Here is a 16816-nt window from a genome sequence, read left to right as displayed (position 1 = left end):
TGAACGCGCGACGCAGGACAGGCACGTTGCAACACATGGCAGTCAATCGGTGCATTCCTTTGGCGAGATCGGAGACGTGGAACGACACGCTTGTGTGGGCGTGGACGGTGCACGCAGCGGATGGATTGCCGTGTGGGAGGCCGACGATGCGCTGGCGTTTGCGTATTACGCAACGGTAGCCGAGAGCGCGCAGCGCATCACCGCAGGCACCGCCGGCAGTCTGCCGACGGTGGTGGAACGCGGTACCTGCGGGCTGCGGATGGCGATCTACTACTGAGCCGATGCAGGCGTCGACATCGAATACGGCCGCTGGGCCGGATCGGTGGCCCATTGCGTGTTGGGCGTGGCCTGCATGCGAAAACGCAGCTCGCCGCCGGCCTGGATGTCTGCGTGCGTGAGGTAGGCGCGGGTTAGCGGTTGGCCGTTGAGGATGGCGCTGCCGATGTAGCCGCGTGCGTTGCTCAGGCCATCGGCGATCACGCTGAAATGCTTGCCGTTGGGCAGGTTGAGCGTGGCGCGCGGCAGGAACGGGCGACCGATGATGTACTGGTTGCTGCCTGGTGCGACTGGATAAAAACCCAGTGTGGTGAACACGTACCAAGCCGACATCTGGCCGAGGTCGTCGTTGCCGGCCAGGCCTTCGGGGCCGGCGTGATATTGGCTGTGCATGATCTGGGTCAGGCGCGCCTGGGTGCGCCACGGTTGGCCGGCATAGGCGTAGAGATAGGCGACATGGTGGCTGGGCTCGTTGCCGTGTGCGTACCAGCCGATCAGGCCGGTAATGTCTTCCATGTGCTCGAAGACCTTAGGGTCCACCTTGGCATCGAACACCGCATCCAGGCGCGCCAGTAGTTTGTCGTCGCCGCCGTGTGCGGCGGCGAGCCCAGCCACGTCCTGCGGTACGTACCACGAGTACTGCCACGCATTGCCTTCGGTGTAGTCGCTGCCATAGCCGCTGGCCGAAGGGTCGAACGGCTCGCGGAAGTTGCCGGCGCGGGTGCGCGCGCGCATGTAGCCGCTGGCCGGGTCGAAGGCGTGCTTCCAGTTGCTGGCACGCTTGCTGAATTCGGCAGCGATCTCCCGCTTGCCGAGTTTGTCGGCCATGCGCGCGATGGTCCAGTCGTCGAAGGCGTATTCCAGCGTCTTGGACGCGGCCTCGCCTTCTTCGTCGATGGGCACGTAGCCAAGCTCACGGTATTGCGCGATGCCGTCGTAGGGGCCGTAGTTGGCGCTGGCGACCATGGCATCGAGCGCCTCGTCGGCATCGAAGCCGCCGATGCCTTTCATGTAGGCATCGGCAATCACCGGCACCGCGTGGTAGCCGATCATGCACCAGGTTTCCAGGCCGTGGAACGCCCACACCGGCAGGATGCCGTAGGCGCTTTCGCGACGCGACGCGAGCAGTGAATTGACCACATCGCTGCTGCGTTGCGCCGGTTGCACCAGGGTGAGCAGCGGATGCAATGCGCGATAGGTATCCCACAGCGAGAAAGTGGAGTAGTTGGTCCAGCCGTCTGCCTGATGCACGGCGTTGTCCGGCCCGCGGTAACGGCCATCGCTGTCCATGAACAGTGTTGGCCCGAGCAGGGTGTGATACAGCGCGGTGTAGAGCTGGGTGCGTTGCTGCGGTGTGCCTTTCGCATCGATCGCTGACAGCGCCTGGGTCCAGTGCGCGCGGGCATCGGCGCGAACGCGGTTGAAATCGAAGTCCGGCACTTCGGCCTGCAGGTTGGCGATGGCGCCGTCTTCGCTGACCGGCGACAGCGCCACGGTGACCACCAGCGGCGTGCCATCGTTGGCGACATCGAATACGCCAACCAGTTGCCGGCCTTCGATCTGTGCGCGCTGCGCAGGATTCTTCTCGCCGGGCGGCGGAAAGCCCTTGTATGCAATGTCTTGTTCGGTGTCGTGTAGTTGCGTGGCGGTGAGCGGGCGTGAGAAGCGCATGGCGAAATACAACTGCCGGCCCGGCGCCCAGCCGCGCGTTTCGCGAAAGCCGGTCACCGTGCCATCGCTGTGCACGCGCAGCCGCGACCACTGCACCTTGCCGGGGTAGTCGTACAGGCTGGTGCGCAGGTCCACCAGTACATGCGCCGGTGCGCCCTCGGGGAAGGTGTAGCGATGCACACCCACACGCGCACTGGCGGTGAGTTCGGCGCGGATGTTGCGGTCTTTCAAGGTCACCGCGTAATAGCCAGGTTGCGCCTGTTCGCTGGCATGGTCGAACTGCGCGGTATAGCCGCTGCCGGGCTTGCTGGCATCGCCGCGTTCCAGCTTGGCCTCGCCGGCCTGCGGCATCAGCAGGATGTCGCCCAGGTCCGAATGCCCGGAGCCTGAAAAATGCGTATGCGAAAAACCGACGATGGTGGTGTCGCCATGCCGGTAACCGGCGGCCCAGCCGTAGGCTTCCTTGCGCGGTTTGATCTGCGTATCCGGGCTCAATTGCACCATGCCGAACGGCAGCGTGGCGCCAGGATAGGTGTGGCCCTCGCCACCGGTGCCAATGAACGGATCCACCGCGTCGAAGGCAGCCACCGGCGCGCGGGGCGCAGCGTTGCTTGAACATGCGACGACGGCGGCAAGCACTGCCAGCCAACGAACCCGACGTGGGCCGATCAACCGAGACGACATGCAGAATGCTCCAAGCGGATGCAGCGCCGGACCGTAGCACAGCTGCACGTACCCGCTACAGCGAAGCGGTGCGATGGACTTGCTGTAATGGTTGGGTTCGCTGGTTTGGAATGCGGTGATCCAAGTAGCTGTGTACGGGCATCCACCGCGGCGTGCAACGTGTTTCAAGTCCGCCGCATCCGTTCGGCCCGCTTTCTTAGCTGCAGTGGCCCTGACAAGTGCCGACAAAACCGACGCAACCACGGACCTGCGCAGTCCCGGAATGTCACCACTCACCGAGCTGCAAGGCGAGCATCGCCAGGCTCGCACGCGTCGCGATCGCGGGACTCATCAGTGGTGCGTAGTGCGTGCTCAGTGACGCGCGCGTGCCGCAGCCGACATCGATACCGCCCGCATCGAGCCCCGAAGCGTGGAACTGAACTGCTCGGCCTGGTGTCGCGCATGATGGAACCTTGCTGCTGAAATCGGCTGCCGGCGCCCACATCTCAGGTCGATGGATTTGTTCGATGCTCCCATCGCACCGTTGCAGGTGCTCGACGATAGTGAAGGTGGCGTGCGCTATTGGCCGCAGCTGCTGCCGCCTGCGCTGGCGCAGGACGCATTCGCGGCGCTGCGCGATGGCGCCGATTGGCGCAGCCAGCGCCGCGAGATGTACGACCGGGTGGTGGACGTGCCGCGCCTGCTGGCGTCATACCGTCTAGACGGCGCATTGCCTGCGGCTCTGCCACTGCAGCGCTTGCTCGACGCGGTGCAGGCAGTGCTCCCGGCGCCGTACAACGCGGTGGGCTTGAATCTCTATCGCGATGGGCGCGACAGCGTGGCGATGCATCACGACGCCTTGCACACCTTGGTGGCGCCGCATCCGATTGCGCTGCTGTCGCTGGGTGCCACGCGCCGGATGCAGCTGCGCGCTAATGACGCGAGCACACGGGCAGTTGTGCTGGAGCTGGCACCGGGGAGCCTGCTGGCGATGAGCCATGCCTCGCAGCTGACGCATACGCACGGCATTGCCAAAACCACGCGCCCGGTGGCGGAGCGCATCAGCGTGGTGTTCCGCGTGCGCCCGGCCGAGCGTATGGCTGCCGGGCAGCATGGCCCGCATTGGCAGTCGACGCAGCGGTAACGCGCACGCTTGTGGCCGTTTGCCCTTTTCCCGTTTCCACGGTGGCGCTCGGCTGAGCGCTGGCTGGTGCAGGGCGACAAACACGTTACTTTGACAGCGGCATCCACTCGCGTGCGCTTGCATCTGTGCTGCGTCCGTCATGGCTGACATTGCCCATTTCGGGTGATTGCCATTGCCGTCACCACTGGCCATGCTTGCATGCAACCCCCTTCAAACGCTGCCGATCCATGCCTCTGGACGCCACCCGCCACCATCAGATGTTTCCCGAGCTGGACGCGGGCCAATTGGCGACCACGCGGCGCTTCGCCAGCGGGCCGGCGCAGCGGTTCGACGCCGGCCAGATCGTGTTCGAGGTCGGCGATGCGCACGCGCCGGTCTGGGTCGTTTTGGAAGGCGCCATCGAGGTGGTGCGCCGCGACGGACTGGGCAACGAAAAGCCGATTACCCGGCACACCCCCGGCCAGTTCACTGGCGAGGTGAGTCAGCTGGCGGGGCGCGCATCGCTGGCAGCTGGACGTGCTGGCCAGGAGGGCTGCCTGGCGTTGCCGTTCGACACTGCGCATCTGCGCGCCCTGATGATCAGTTCGGCCGAAGTGGGCGAAGTGGTGATGCGCGCGTTGATCCTGCGCCGGGTCGGGCTGATCGAAGGCGATGCGTCGGGTTCGGTCCTGATCGGTGAGCCTGACGACCCGCATCTGACCCGTTTGCAGGGCTTTTTGACGCGTAACGGCTATCCCAACACAGTGATGGACGTCTCCGACGACGACGGCCGTGCGCTGGTCGAGCGCCTGGGCATCCAGGAGCACGATCTGCCGGTGATGGTGTGCCCAAGCGGTCGCGTGCTGCGCCAGCCCAGCGATACCGAGGCCGCGCATTGCCTGGGCATGACCCCGGATATCGACCCGCACAAGCGCTACGACGTGGCGATTGTGGGTGCAGGCCCTGCGGGTCTGGCGACGGCGGTGTATGCCGCGTCCGAAGGCTTGTCGGTGCTGGTGCTGGATCAACGCGCCATCGGTGGGCAGGCTGGCGCCTCGGCGCGAATCGAAAATTATCTCGGGTTTCCCACCGGGATTTCCGGACAGGCGCTGGCCGGGCGCGCATACAACCAGGCGTTGAAATTCGGCGCGGAATTGGCGATTCCGATCGAGGCGGCCACGCTGGAATGTAGTCGAGACGATGGTGCGCTGAAGCTGGATCTTGCCGATGGCAAACAGGTGCTGGCCAGCACCGTGGTGATCGCCTCGGGTGCGCGTTACCGGCGCCCGGAGATCCAGGGACTGGAGCGCTTCGAAGGCCACGGTGTCTCGTACTGGGCTTCGCCGGTGGAGGCGCGCCTGTGCGAGGGCGGCGAGGTGGCATTGGTGGGCGGCGGCAATTCCGCAGGGCAGGCGGTGGCGTTCCTGGCGCCGCGAGTCAAGCAATTGCACTTGATCATTCGCGGCGAGGGGCTGGAAGCATCGATGTCGCAATACCTCATTGAGCGCATTGCCGCGTTGCCCAATGTGCAGCTGCATACCGGCACCGAAGTTGCCGCGCTAGAAGGCGACCCCGAGCGCGGACTGCAGGCGGCGGTGCTGCGCACACGCAAGGATGGTGCAACCGAGCGCGTGGAGTTGCGGCACCTGTTCCTGTTCGTCGGCGCAGACCCGAATACCGGCTGGTTGCAGGACTGCGTGGACACCGACAAGCGCGGCTTTGTCATTACCGGCACGGCACGCGGTGACGGCGTAGCGGCGTGTCTGCCGCTGGAAACCAATCGGCCGGGCGTGTTCGCCATCGGCGATGTCCGCGCGGGGTCGGTCAAGCGCGTGGCCGCTGCTGTGGGCGAGGGCGCCGCCGTGGTTGCGCAGATCCATCAATACCTCGCACATCAGTCCAACCCGGTGCCGGTCTCCGAACTTGCCAGCGCCACCCAGGAGTCGACCAGCGCATGAGCCAACCCTGCAGCCATACCGATCAGATCAACGAGGTCACGCCCAGTGCGCGCGGCTGCGAAGAATGCCTGGCCATCGATAGCGAGTGGGTGCATCTGCGCCTGTGCCGCAGTTGTGGCCACGTCGGTTGTTGCGACGATTCGCCCAACCGCCACGCCACCGCGCATCACCATGTCACCGGCCATCCCATCATCGAAGGCTACGACCCGCCGGAAGGCTGGGGCTGGTGCTATGCGGACGAAGTGGAAGTGGAACTGCCGGATCACACGCCGCAGCTGGGGCCGATTCCGCGGTATGTGTGAGCGGCGCTGATGCGCCGCCGGGATCGGGGAGTTGGGAGTGAGGATTCGTAAGAGCGCGTTCGGTGCGCTTTGTTTTCCCGTGAAGCCGCTGTGCGTGGTTTGAGTGTTTCTGCAGAAGTGGCTCAATGCCACGCCATCGGGACGCACACGCGCAAACTCACTCCGGCCAATGCACCTGCGGCAGCGCGCCGATCTGCGGTCTGGCGAACAGATAGCCTTGCTGCAGGTGGATGCCCATGTCGCGCAGGGTGCGGTATTGGTCGGGTTGTTCGATACCTTCGGCAATGACGGCGATGCCGAGTTCTTCGCACATGCGGGTGACGTGGCGCACGATGGCCTGGCGGCTGCGGTCGGTGTCGATGCCGCGGATCAGGGCGATGTCCAGCTTGAGCAGGTCGGGCTGAAACTCGGCCAGCAAGCCAAGCCCGGCATAGCCAGCGCCGAAGTCGTCGATGGCAGTTTTCATGCCGCGCGCTTGGTAGGTGCGCAGGATCTCCAGCAGATGCGCGGGATCGGCGAGGTGTTCCTGCTCGCTGACCTCGAAGATGATCGCGTCCAGCGGCCAGCCGTGTTGCGCAGTGGCCGAGAGCGTGGCGCGCAGGCAGTGCTCGGGGTTGTAGACCGCGTTGGGCATGAAGTTGATCGACAGCAGGGCCGGCAGCGTGATTTGCGCAGCGCATTCGATCGCCTTGATGCGGCAGGCCTGGTCGAAGGCATACCGGTTACGCTCATCCACCGCGGCCAGGATGCTGCCGGCCGACTCGCCGTTGATGCCGCGCACCAATGCCTCGCCGGCATAGATGCTGCGCTTTGCGACATCGACGATCGGCTGGAAGGCCATGGTGATGGCGGTGGGAAATGCTTGGCCATCGCGGCAGGCGTTGCAAACAGGAACTTGGGTCATGAGGTAGACACCATCGTGCGGCGTGGATCGAGCCTAATCCTATCGGCCGTAGTGGCGTGTCATTGAGCCCGGATTGCGCACCGCAACATCCTCACCCTGCGTGTGGCCGGGCTCGGCGATAATGCGCCATCGCTCGCATCGGACGCCCCATGACCGCTCTCACCGAACGCTATGCCCTGGCTGTGGATTACGCGCGCATCGCCCATGCCGGACAGGTGCGCAAGGGCACGCAGATTCCATATCTGAGCCATTTGCTCGGCGTTTCCACGCTGGTGCTGGAATGCGGCGGCGATGAGGAGCAGGCCATCGCCGGCTTGCTGCACGATGTGGTGGAAGACTGCGGCGGCGGGCACGAGGCCTCGATCCGTGCGCAGTTCGGCGATGCGGTGGCCGACATCGTGATGGCATGCACCGATGCCACCGCCGAAGACAAGGCCGACGTGGACAACAGTGAGCGTGCACGCAAGCGCGATTGGCGCGAGCGCAAGCAGGCCTATCTTGAGCACCTGCGCAACACGCCCGAGCGCGCCTTGCTGGTCTCCGGCTGCGACAAGCTCTATAACGCGCGCAGCATCGTGCAGGACCTGGAAAACCCTGCCGTTGGCCAGGACATCTTCAACGTGTTCACTGCCGGGCGCGAGGGCACGCTGTGGTATTACGCTGCGCTCGAGGAGATCTTTCGCATACGCGATGCCGCCACCGCACGGCTGTTCAGTGGCGTGGTGAGGCGCATGCAAGCACTGGCCGACACCGGCGAACAAGTGGCACCTGCGCATGCGCTTGGCTAGGGGCCGCTAGCAACACGATTGCGCTCGCCGCCATACGGGCGAGGGCATCGACATGGCATACGTGGACACAGTGGTTCCCCCCGCGTCGTTCATGCCCATCCCGCGATTGCTCGCCCAGCCTGATTAGCCACGCCAAGCCATCTGACGCACGTGTCCCGCCAGGGCGTGGCCTGCGGCCGATCAGCATCGCTACACCGGCTGCATGTCGCGCGCGCTAGGCTGGCGCCTTGTCGATCTCTGGTTTCGGTAGTCATGTCAAAGGCAACGTCCTCTCCCACTGGTCTGGTGCGCGTGCGTGGCGCACGCGAACACAACCTCAAGAATGTGGACGTGGATATCCCACGCGACGCGCTGGTGGTGTTCACCGGCGTTTCCGGCTCGGGCAAATCATCGTTGGCATTTGGCACCATCTTTGCCGAGGCGCAGCGGCGGTATCTGGATTCGATCTCGCCGTACGCGCGGCGCCTGATCGACCAGGTCGGCGTGCCGGAAGTGGATGCCATTGATGGGTTGCCGCCGGCGGTGGCCTTGCAGCAGGCGCGCGGCGCGCCAAGTGCGCGCTCGTCGGTGGGCAGCGTCACCACCATCTCCAACTCACTACGCATGCTGTATTCGCGTGCGGGCCATTATCCGCCGGGGCAGGACATCATCTATGCCGATGGCTTTTCGCCGAACACGCCTGCAGGTGCATGCCCCACCTGCCACGGTTTGGGGCGGATTTACGACGCCACCGAAGCGACCATGGTGCTCGACAGCCGCCTGAGCATTCGCGACCGCGCAGTCGCCGCCTGGCCGGGCGCCTGGCACGGGCAGAACCAGCGCGACATCCTCACCACGCTGGGCCACGATGTGGATGTGCCGTGGCACACGTTGCCGAAGAAAACCCGCGACTGGATCTTGTTCACCGACGAACAACCGGTGGTGCCGGTGTACGCCGGTTACAGCCTGGCCGAGGTCAAGCGCGCACTCAAACGCAAGGAAGAGCCCAGTTACATGGGCACCTTCACCAGTGCGCGGCGTTATGTGCTGCACACCTTCGCCACCACGCAGAGCGCGCAGATGAAAAAGCGCGTGGCGCACTACCTGCTCAGCACGCAATGCCCGCAATGCGATGGCAAGCGCTTGCGCCGCGAGGCTTTGTCGGTCACGTTTGCCGGGCTGGATATCGGTGAGCTGTCGCGACGGCCACTGGACGAGGTGGCCGAGTTGCTGCGCCCCGCGGCCGAAGCCAAGCCATCCAAAGGTACGCGCAAGGGTAAGAGCCAGCATCCGGAACAAGTGATCGCCGCCCAACGCATCGCTGCGGATCTTCGCGCGCGTATCGAGGTGGTGCAGGCGCTGGGTCTGGGCTACCTCAGCCTGGAACGCAGCACGCCCACCTTGTCGCCGGGTGAGTTGCAGCGGCTGCGGCTTGCTACCCAGATTCGCTCGCAATTGTTCGGCGTGGTGTACGTGATGGACGAACCGTCGGCTGGTTTGCATCCAGCCGATGCACAGGCATTGCTGGGCGCGTTGGATCAACTCAAGGCGGCCGGTAATTCGGTTTTCGTGGTCGAACACGAAGTGGACGTCATCCGCCACGCAGACTGGATTGTGGATGTTGGTCCTGCTGCCGGCGTGCATGGCGGGCAGGTGCTTTATAGCGGCCCGCCCGCCGGGCTGCAGCAGGTGCAGGCTTCTTCGACACGGCGCTATCTGTTCGGCACCCCGCCGCCGGTGCGCAGCCATGCGCGCGCAGCGAGCGGTTGGCTGCAGCTGCGCGGCATCACGCGCAACAACGTGCGTGCGCTGGATGTGGATCTGCCGCTGGGCGTGTTTACCACCGTCACCGGCGTGTCCGGCTCAGGCAAATCGTCCTTGGTGAGCCAGGCGCTTGTTGAATTGCTAGCTGCCCATCTGGGGCAGGCACAGGCAGAAGAAGACGAAGCACTGGATCCGCTGGAGCGCGGCACGCAGGTGCCGTTGGGTGGCGCAATTGTCGCCGGGCTGGAGCAGGTACGCCGGCTAGTGCGTGTGGATCAAAAACCCATTGGTCGCACGCCGCGCTCCAATCTGGCCACTTACACCGGGCTGTTCGATCCCGTGCGCAAGCTGTTTGCGGCCACGCCTGCTGCACGTCGGCGTCGCTACGACCCGGGCCAATTCTCCTTCAACGTGGCCAAGGGCCGCTGCGCTACCTGCGAGGGCGAAGGCTCGGTGAATGTGGAATTGCTGTTCATGCCCAGCGTCTATGCACCGTGTCCCACCTGCCACGGCGCGCGCTATAACGCCAAGACGCTGGAGATTGAATTGCGCGGTAAAAACATCGCGCAGGTGCTGGAGATGACGGTGGAGCAGGCGGCCGTGTTCTTCGTCGACGACGCCAGCGTGCTGCGTCCGCTGCAGGCGTTGCGCGAAGTGGGGCTGGGGTACCTGCGCCTTGGCCAGCCGGCCACCGAACTGTCCGGTGGCGAAGCGCAACGCATCAAGCTCGCTACCGAGCTGCAACGCGCACAGCGACGCGACACTGTCTACGTGCTGGACGAACCAACCACCGGCCTGCATCCGGCCGATGTGGATACCTTGATGGCCCAGCTGCAAGGGCTGGTCGACGCAGGTAACACGGTGATCGTGGTCGAACACGATATGCGCGTGGCAGCCAGCAGCGATTGGGTGCTGGACATGGGCCCGGGCGCGGGCGGCGCGGGCGGCAATGTCGTGGTGGCCGGAACCCCGGATGTCGTGGCGCGTCATCGCGGTAGCCGCACTGCACCGTTCCTGCTACAGGTGTTGCGCGGGGAATAAGCGGCCGAAACAGTTGGTCGAGGATGTGCTGCGTCGCCACTTTTCGCGCAGTCGTGTCCTGACCAATTGAGTGCGTGTGCCGAGTGTGGCGATCGCTGTTCGCACTGAACGTCGCGCTTAGGCCATCGATTCAATGCTCGCCAAGACGCCCGCTGCATCGGCCGAAGGTGCCACCCACAGATCGAACACTTCCGGCGCCACGGTCGGCTTCAATGCCTGGCCGATACACAGCAAGTCTGCGCCGCGCAGGACGATGCCGAGTTGCCGTTTGAAGATCTACAGCACAGACGCCTGCATATCGACCACGAACCGGTAGTGCACATCGTTGTCTTGCACGCGTGCGAAGGCGTGGTTGATGTCCTGCATGCGGATCAGTTCGATATCGGCCACGATGTTGTGCTGTTGGCAGAACGCCAGCATGGCCTGGGTATCGGCGGTGCCGCCGGTGCCGGAGCTGGTTAGCTTGCGGCGACCCATCGCGAGCAGTACCGGGCGGAAGTCCAAGTGGTCGGGCAGGCCCAGCGAGCACAGCGTGCCGTCCAGGTTCAATGCCAGCAGCATCGCGTTCAACGGATAGCGACGCGAGACGGTGTCGAGGATGAAATCGAAGCGGAAGGCCTGCGCCTGCATCTGCTGCGGATCGGTGGAGAGCACCACTTCGTGCGCGCCTAGGCGCTGCGCTTCGGCGGCTTTTTTGGGCGAGGTGGTGAAGGCGACCACGTGTGCGCCCATCGCACGCGCGAACTTGACGCCCAGATGGCCAAGCCCGCCGATGCCGACCACGCCCACCGTGTGTCCGGGGCCAATGCCGTACCGATGCAGTGGCGCGAAGGTGGTGATGCCCGCGCACAACAATGGCGCGGCGGCAGCGGGGTCCAGGCCCTCGGGCAAGGCGTAGACAAAGCGCGCGTCGGACACATAAAACTCCGAGTAGCCGCCGCGTGTGCGGCTGCCATCGACTCGGTCCACGCCATCGAAGGTGAGCGTGGGGAACTCGCGACAGTACGTTTCGTCGTGCGCCTGGCAGGGCGGACAGTGACGACAGGAATCGACGATGGTGCCGATCACGACGGTTTGCCCCAGCGCGAAGCCGCCGACCTGTGCACCGAGCTCGATGACTTCGCCGACGATCTCGTGGCCGGGCACCAACGGGTATTCGCTGGCCCAGTGGTTCACCGAGTGCAGGTCCGAGTGGCAGACGCCGCAGAACAGCACCTTGATCGCCACATCGTTGGGGCGTACGGCACGCCGCTCGAATTGCCAGGGCACCAGGGGGCCTTCTTTTTCGAGCGCGGCGTAGGCGCGGGTGGGGCGAGCGAGGCCAGCAGAGGGCGTGTGCGCTGAGGTCATGGCGACGGTTGTGCTTTACAATTTGCGGAACCTGTAATATTTACTTATTTACAAATAATGTCAAGTGTAAAGTCGCCGAATTCCTCGTCCGTCGCGCATCCTGCGACTGCCCTCAGCAAGGAAGAGCGTGTCATGGACACGGCGTTGCAGCTTTTCCTGCGTCATGGCTACCGCAAGGTGAGCATGAGCGATATTGCGCAGTCCACGCAGATGTCGCGGCCCTCGCTGTATGCCGCGTTTGCCAACAAGGAGGCGATCTTCGCCGCGCAGGTCGCACGCCAGCAGGCGTTTTGCACGGCCGAAACCGCGCAACGCGTGCGCGACACACAGGATCTGCAGACCCAGCTGCAGCATCTGTTCGATATCTGGGTGCTGGAACCGGTGGCGGCGGTGATCGATTCGGAAAACGGCATGGATCTGGTGGCCAATTGCGGCGTGTATGCACCCGATGCACTGGATGCGCTTTACCAGCAGCTGGAAGACACGCTGGTGCAGCTGTTGCGCCCGCATGTGCGCAATGACAGCGCAATGTCGGCCGCCGATCTGGCCTACATCCTGCGGCTTGCGACCACCAGCCTGAAAGCGTCGGCCGAGAACGAGGCGGTCTTGCGTCGTTTGATTGCCGGGCTGATCACCATGGCCATGGCCACGGTGCGTGCGGGTCGTACCGAGACACCAGTCAAGAAGAACACTGCGCGGCGCTGATTGGGTGGGTGGCATCTGCTGCATTGGTCAGCCAATGCAGTGCCGCACAGAGTGCGCAGGCAGTAGCGGTGTAATGAAACAACGGGCCCAATGCACAGAATGCATTGAACCCGCATGTCGTAAACACCTGGACCAGCAAAAAAACGACTGGGTCGGCTAGCTGCCTTTCCTGATGCATGCACCATGCATCCCTGCAGGCGCAGGGGGCAACGCGCATCAGTCCGCCATCACCTTGTCCGGCGTCATCGGCGTGCTGCGGATGCGCTTGCCGGTGGCATGGAAGATGGCATTGCAGATGGCCGCTGAAACGCCGACCAGGCCGATTTCTCCCACACCCTTTGCGCCCAGGCTGCTGACGATGCGGTCGTCTTCGTCGGCAAAGATCACGTCGATGTCGTGGATGTCGGCGTTGGCCGAGACGTGATACATCGCCAGATCGTGATTCATGAAGCGGCCAAAGCGATGGTCGGATTGGGTGTGTTCGTGCAACGCCTGGCCGATGCCCCAGACCACGCCACCAACGATCTGGCTACGCGCGGTGATCGGGTTGAGGATGCGCCCCGCCGCAATCGCACTGACGACGCGGGTGACCCGCACCGTGCCCAGTTCCTCGTCCACGCGGACCTCCACAAACACGGCGCCATGCGTGGCACGGGTGTACTTGCGTTGCTTGAGCACGTTTGGCAGCAGGAGGAACTTGTCTTCGATTTGCTCCAGTCCTGCAGTGCGCAGCAGGTCGGTCAAGGCGACGGCGCTGCTGGCATCGGCACGCAATGCAAGCCTGCCCTCGGCAAACACCACATCGTCGATGTTGGCCTTGGCGAAGCGCGAATCGGGCAGGGCCTTGGCCAGCCGCAACAAGCGTCCACGCAACTTGCCGCAGACCCCATCCACCGCCGAGCCCACCGTGGTGACATGCGAAGAGCCACCTTCGATCGGTGCAACCGGCAAGGTCGAATCGCCGAGTTGAAACGTCACCTGCTCCAGCGGCAGTCCCAAGGCTTCGGCAGCGATCATTGCCATCACCGTATAGGTGCCGGTGCCGATGTCACTCGCCGCGCTGCTGACCACCAAACGGCCATCGGCGTGCAGTACCGCATGTGCACGCGCGAACATCTGCATCGCATCCCATTGCCCGGTGGCCATGCCCCAGCCCACCCACTCGCTGCCTTCCTTGCGTGCGCGCGGTTGCAGAGGGCGTTGCGCCCAACCGAAGCGCTCGGCCCCTCGCTCGTAACACTGGCGCAGCGCCTTGGTGGAATACGGCTTGTCGTCAGCCGGGTTGACCTCGGCGTAGTTCTTCAAGCGTAGCGCCAGCGGATCGATGCCGACCTCATAAGACAGCTCGTCCATCGCCACTTCCAGCGCATGGACACCATGCGCGGCCCCCGGCGCACGCATATCCATCGGGCTGTATCGGTCCAGGCTGACCAACTTGTAGCCCAGGTGCACGTTGTCGCAGGCATACAACTGGCCGCTCCAGTTGACCACCACTTCCACGTAGTCTTCGCCACGTGAGGTTTCGGCGATGGCTTCATGCCAGATGGAGCGCAACGTGCCGTCGTGGTCCGCACCGAGCTTGAGCCGCTGCAGCGTTTCTGGGCGATGACCGAAGGTGAACATCTGTTGCCGCGTCAGCACCACGCGCACCGACCGATCCAGCACGATCGATGCCATGACCGCCAGCGGCAACTGATACTGCGGGCGCAGCCCGGAGCCGAACGCGCCGCCCACATACGGGTTGCGTACAGTGACCTTGCGCTTGCTTAGCCCGAACACATGCGACACATACCAACGGCTGTTCTGTGAACCCTGGGTCTTGTCGTAAATGGTGAAGTGACCATCGGCACCGCGAATGACGGTAGAAGCGAACAACTCCATCGGGTTGTGGTGCTCCACGCCGCTGTAATAGTCGGCCTGGACCTGGCATGCGGCAGTGTCGAAGGCGGCGTCCGGCTCGCCCTTGTCCTTGGGCGGCGGCGAAAAGCCGGCCTTCAAGGGCTTGGGTTTGTGCGCACGGTCCAGATTGGTCATCAAGTTGGTGGCGTGTGGATCCTGCAACAACTCCACCTCCACCAGATGCGCGGCATGGCGGGCGGCTTCAAAGGTCTCGGCAACCACCAGCGCGATGGGCTGGCCGCTGTACAGGATCTTGTTGTCGTACAACGGACGGAATGGCGAACCGGCCGGAGCGGTCATGTCCTTGTAGAACAGATCCATGCCGCGCATGTGCGGGCGGTTTTCGTGGGTGACGATCTCAAGCACGCCGGGCACTGCGCGCGCAGCCTGCAGATGAAATGCGACGATCTCACCCTTGGCAATGCTGCTGTTGACCACCACGCCATAAGCCAGATCCGAGACCGGCCATTCGGCTGCGTAGCGCGCTTGGCCGGTGACTTTTGCGCGTCCATCGATGCGGGTGACGCCGGTGCCGGTGGGGCGATAACCGGTGCCGCTGTCGGCAACCGGTGGGCTCAGCTGGCTGCCGGACAGGTCGGTGCTGCGTGCGTTCATGGCAATTCCTCCAGCGCATTGGTGCGCCCGCGGTTGTCGATGGTGCCTTGGCGCGCAACGCTCAATGCACGCACGATGGCGCGGCGTGCCAGCGGCAGTTTGAAGGCGTTTTCGCCGTGCGGTTGTGCGCCCTGCAGCAGCGCATCGGCCAGGCGGCCGAAGGTGTCGGCATTGGCTGACTGGCCAACCAAGTGTGCTTCTGCATCTGCATTGCGCCACGGCTTGTGCGCTACGCCGCCCAGTGCAACGCGCACCTCGCGGATGCTGCCGTCGTCGGCCAGATCCAACGCGGCTGCCACCGATACCAGCGCGAACGCATACGAGAGGCGCTCACGGATCTTGAGATACGCACTGTGTGCGACGAAGCGCTGTGCGTCCGGGAGATCGATATGCACGATCAACTCGTCAGGCGCCAAGGTGCTGTCCAGTTCCGGGTGTTCGCCTGGCAGGCGGTGGAACTGCGCGAAGGGAATATCGCGCTCGCCAGTGGCACCTTGCACATGCACCACGGCATCGAGCGCCGCCAATGCCACGCACATATCCGACGGATGGGTGGCGATGCAGTGCGCGCTGGTACCAAGGATGGCGTTGTATTTGGTCAGCCCGCCAATGGCCGAACAGCCGGTGCCCGGGTCGCGCTTATTGCACGGCGTGGCATGGTCGTAGAAATACATGCAGCGCGTGCGCTGCAGCAGATTGCCGCCATTGCTGGCCATGTTGCGAATCTGTGGCGAGGCGCCGGCCAGAATTGCTGCGCTCAATAAAGGGTAACGCGCTTCCACATCCGGGTGATAGGCAGTGTCGGCATTGCGTGCCAGCGCGCCCAATCGCAGGCGACCATCGGGTTGGGTGCTGATGCTGTCCAGTGGCAGCCGGTTGATGTCGACCAGGCGGCTGGGTCGCATCACCTGCAGTTTCATCAGGTCGGTGAGATTGGTGCCGCCGGCGATCAGCCGCACCGGCACTTCGGATGGCACCGGTTGTGCGTCGCCGCTGCGCACTGCAATGGCGCCAAGTGCGGCATCGACGGTGGCCGGGCGTGTATAGGTGAGCGGAATCATGCCGGCACCGTCCCTGGCGTCCATGGGGTGGCCGCGCTTTCGCTGCCGTCGCTGGACTTGCCCATGACGTCCATCACGGCATCGGTGATCTGCGGATAGGCACCGCAACGGCAGATGTTGCCGCTCATCAACTCACGCACCTGGTCGCGGTCGTGCGCTTTGCCTTCGTTGATCAAGCCCACTGCCGAGCACAGCTGCCCAGGGGTGCAATAACCGCACTGGAATGCGTCGTTGGCAATGAAGGCGCGTTGCAGCGGATGCAGTTCATCGCCATTTGCCAGGCCTTCGACGGTGGTGATGTCGGCACCGTCCTGCATGACGGCCAGGGTCAGACAGCTGTTGATGCGGCGGCCATCGATCAGCACTGTGCAGGCGCCACACTGGCCGTGGTCGCAGCCTTTCTTGGTGCCGGTCAGGTCGAGGTGGTCGCGCAGCAAATCGAGCAGGCTCACCCAGGCTGCGAGTTGCAGTTGATAAGGCTGGCCGTTGATGCGCAGGTTGACCGGGTAGGTCGGCACACTGGTGGCGGCAGTTGCCGGCGCCGTGTCATGGGCAGTGGCGGATGTGGCAGTCATGCGAACCCCGTGGCGATGGCTGAGGAGGGCCATCACCTTGACGGCGTTGTGGTCAACGCAAAGTGACCACGTGTGCGATTCACATTGATGCAACGCTTCGCTACCGCATTCAGCAACGGCGGTGCGAGCACTGCATGCTCGC

The 16816-nt window shown here is 64.3% G+C and carries 13 protein-coding genes; 7 read left to right on the top strand and 6 right to left on the bottom strand.

Annotated elements, in window-relative coordinates; all coding sequences use genetic code 11:
- Positions 1-76: 76 nt before the first annotated feature.
- Positions 77-277, top strand: a complete 201-nt coding sequence (locus tag M0D43_RS05285) for a hypothetical protein (protein ID WP_252163824.1) — start codon at positions 77-79, stop codon at positions 275-277.
- On the opposite strand, the gene M0D43_RS05280 is transcribed toward M0D43_RS05285, so the two are convergent.
- On the bottom strand, positions 271-2631 hold the full coding sequence (locus M0D43_RS05280; RefSeq protein ID WP_252163823.1) for a GH92 family glycosyl hydrolase: 2361 nt from the start codon (positions 2629-2631) through the stop codon (positions 271-273). The genes M0D43_RS05285 and M0D43_RS05280 overlap by 7 nt on opposite strands.
- A gap of 493 nt (positions 2632-3124) precedes the next feature.
- On the opposite strand from M0D43_RS05280, the gene M0D43_RS05275 reads away from it, so the two are divergent.
- The 3 genes from M0D43_RS05275 to M0D43_RS05265 all read left to right on the top strand — a co-directional run bounded on the left by M0D43_RS05275 (position 3125) and on the right by M0D43_RS05265 (position 5993).
- Positions 3125-3754 carry an alpha-ketoglutarate-dependent dioxygenase AlkB gene (locus M0D43_RS05275; protein WP_252163822.1) on the top strand — a complete coding sequence of 210 codons (630 nt, stop codon included), beginning with the start codon at positions 3125-3127 and terminating at the stop codon, positions 3752-3754.
- A 227-nt stretch (positions 3755-3981) separates the two neighbouring features.
- A complete protein-coding gene (locus M0D43_RS05270; protein WP_252163821.1) occupies positions 3982-5691 on the top strand; it encodes an FAD-dependent oxidoreductase in 1710 nt (569 codons plus the stop codon).
- Positions 5688-5993 carry a UBP-type zinc finger domain-containing protein gene (locus M0D43_RS05265; RefSeq protein ID WP_252163820.1) on the top strand — a complete coding sequence of 102 codons (306 nt, stop codon included), beginning with the start codon at positions 5688-5690 and terminating at the stop codon, positions 5991-5993. Before M0D43_RS05270 ends, M0D43_RS05265 begins: the two co-directional genes overlap by 4 nt.
- A 157-nt stretch (positions 5994-6150) precedes the next feature.
- On the opposite strand, the gene M0D43_RS05260 is transcribed toward M0D43_RS05265, so the two are convergent.
- Positions 6151-6897 (bottom strand): EAL domain-containing protein, encoded by a 747-nt coding sequence (locus M0D43_RS05260; RefSeq protein WP_252163819.1) that lies wholly within the window; start codon positions 6895-6897, stop codon positions 6151-6153.
- 149 nt (positions 6898-7046) lie between these two features.
- Here M0D43_RS05260 and M0D43_RS05255 point away from each other — a divergent pair, with 149 nt between their 5' ends.
- Both M0D43_RS05255 and M0D43_RS05250 read left to right on the top strand, forming a co-directional pair.
- A complete protein-coding gene (locus M0D43_RS05255) occupies positions 7047-7685 on the top strand; it encodes an HD domain-containing protein (RefSeq protein WP_252163818.1) in 639 nt (212 codons plus the stop codon).
- 252 nt (positions 7686-7937) lie between these two features.
- Entirely contained in the window at positions 7938-10469 is a 2532-nt protein-coding gene (locus M0D43_RS05250; protein ID WP_260808012.1) for an excinuclease ABC subunit UvrA, read from the top strand.
- Positions 10470-10745: 276 nt separating this feature from the next.
- Here the strand turns inward: M0D43_RS05250 and M0D43_RS05245 are convergent, their stop codons facing one another.
- Positions 10746-11819, bottom strand: a complete 1074-nt coding sequence (locus M0D43_RS05245; RefSeq protein WP_252163816.1) for an NAD(P)-dependent alcohol dehydrogenase — start codon at positions 11817-11819, stop codon at positions 10746-10748.
- Between the two features lie 132 nt (positions 11820-11951).
- Here M0D43_RS05245 and M0D43_RS05240 point away from each other — a divergent pair, with 132 nt between their 5' ends.
- The gene (locus tag M0D43_RS05240) at positions 11952-12524 is read left to right on the top strand and encodes a TetR/AcrR family transcriptional regulator (RefSeq protein ID WP_252163815.1); all 573 of its coding nucleotides are present in this window, start codon (positions 11952-11954) and stop codon (positions 12522-12524) included.
- A gap of 216 nt (positions 12525-12740) precedes the next feature.
- On the opposite strand, the gene M0D43_RS05235 is transcribed toward M0D43_RS05240, so the two are convergent.
- From M0D43_RS05235 to M0D43_RS05225, 3 genes are read right to left on the bottom strand one after another with little or no spacing between them, the layout of a single operon-like run.
- Positions 12741-15038, bottom strand: coding sequence for a xanthine dehydrogenase family protein molybdopterin-binding subunit (locus M0D43_RS05235; RefSeq protein WP_252163814.1), 2298 nt, complete (start codon positions 15036-15038; stop codon positions 12741-12743).
- Positions 15035-16123, bottom strand: coding sequence for an FAD binding domain-containing protein (locus tag M0D43_RS05230; RefSeq protein WP_252163813.1), 1089 nt, complete (start codon positions 16121-16123; stop codon positions 15035-15037). Before M0D43_RS05230 ends, M0D43_RS05235 begins: the two co-directional genes overlap by 4 nt.
- The gene (locus M0D43_RS05225; protein WP_252163812.1) at positions 16096-16674 is read right to left on the bottom strand and encodes a (2Fe-2S)-binding protein; all 579 of its coding nucleotides are present in this window, start codon (positions 16672-16674) and stop codon (positions 16096-16098) included. The genes M0D43_RS05230 and M0D43_RS05225 overlap by 28 nt, the downstream gene beginning before the upstream one ends.
- Between the last annotated feature and the right edge of the window lie 142 nt (positions 16675-16816).

It is taken from the genome of Xanthomonas prunicola, from assembly GCF_025266575.1.
In the GTDB taxonomy this organism is placed as follows: Bacteria; Pseudomonadota; Gammaproteobacteria; order Xanthomonadales; family Xanthomonadaceae; genus Xanthomonas; species Xanthomonas prunicola.
Note: the sequence above shows the minus strand (reverse complement) of the source record. Positions and strands in the feature narration are given on the sequence as shown.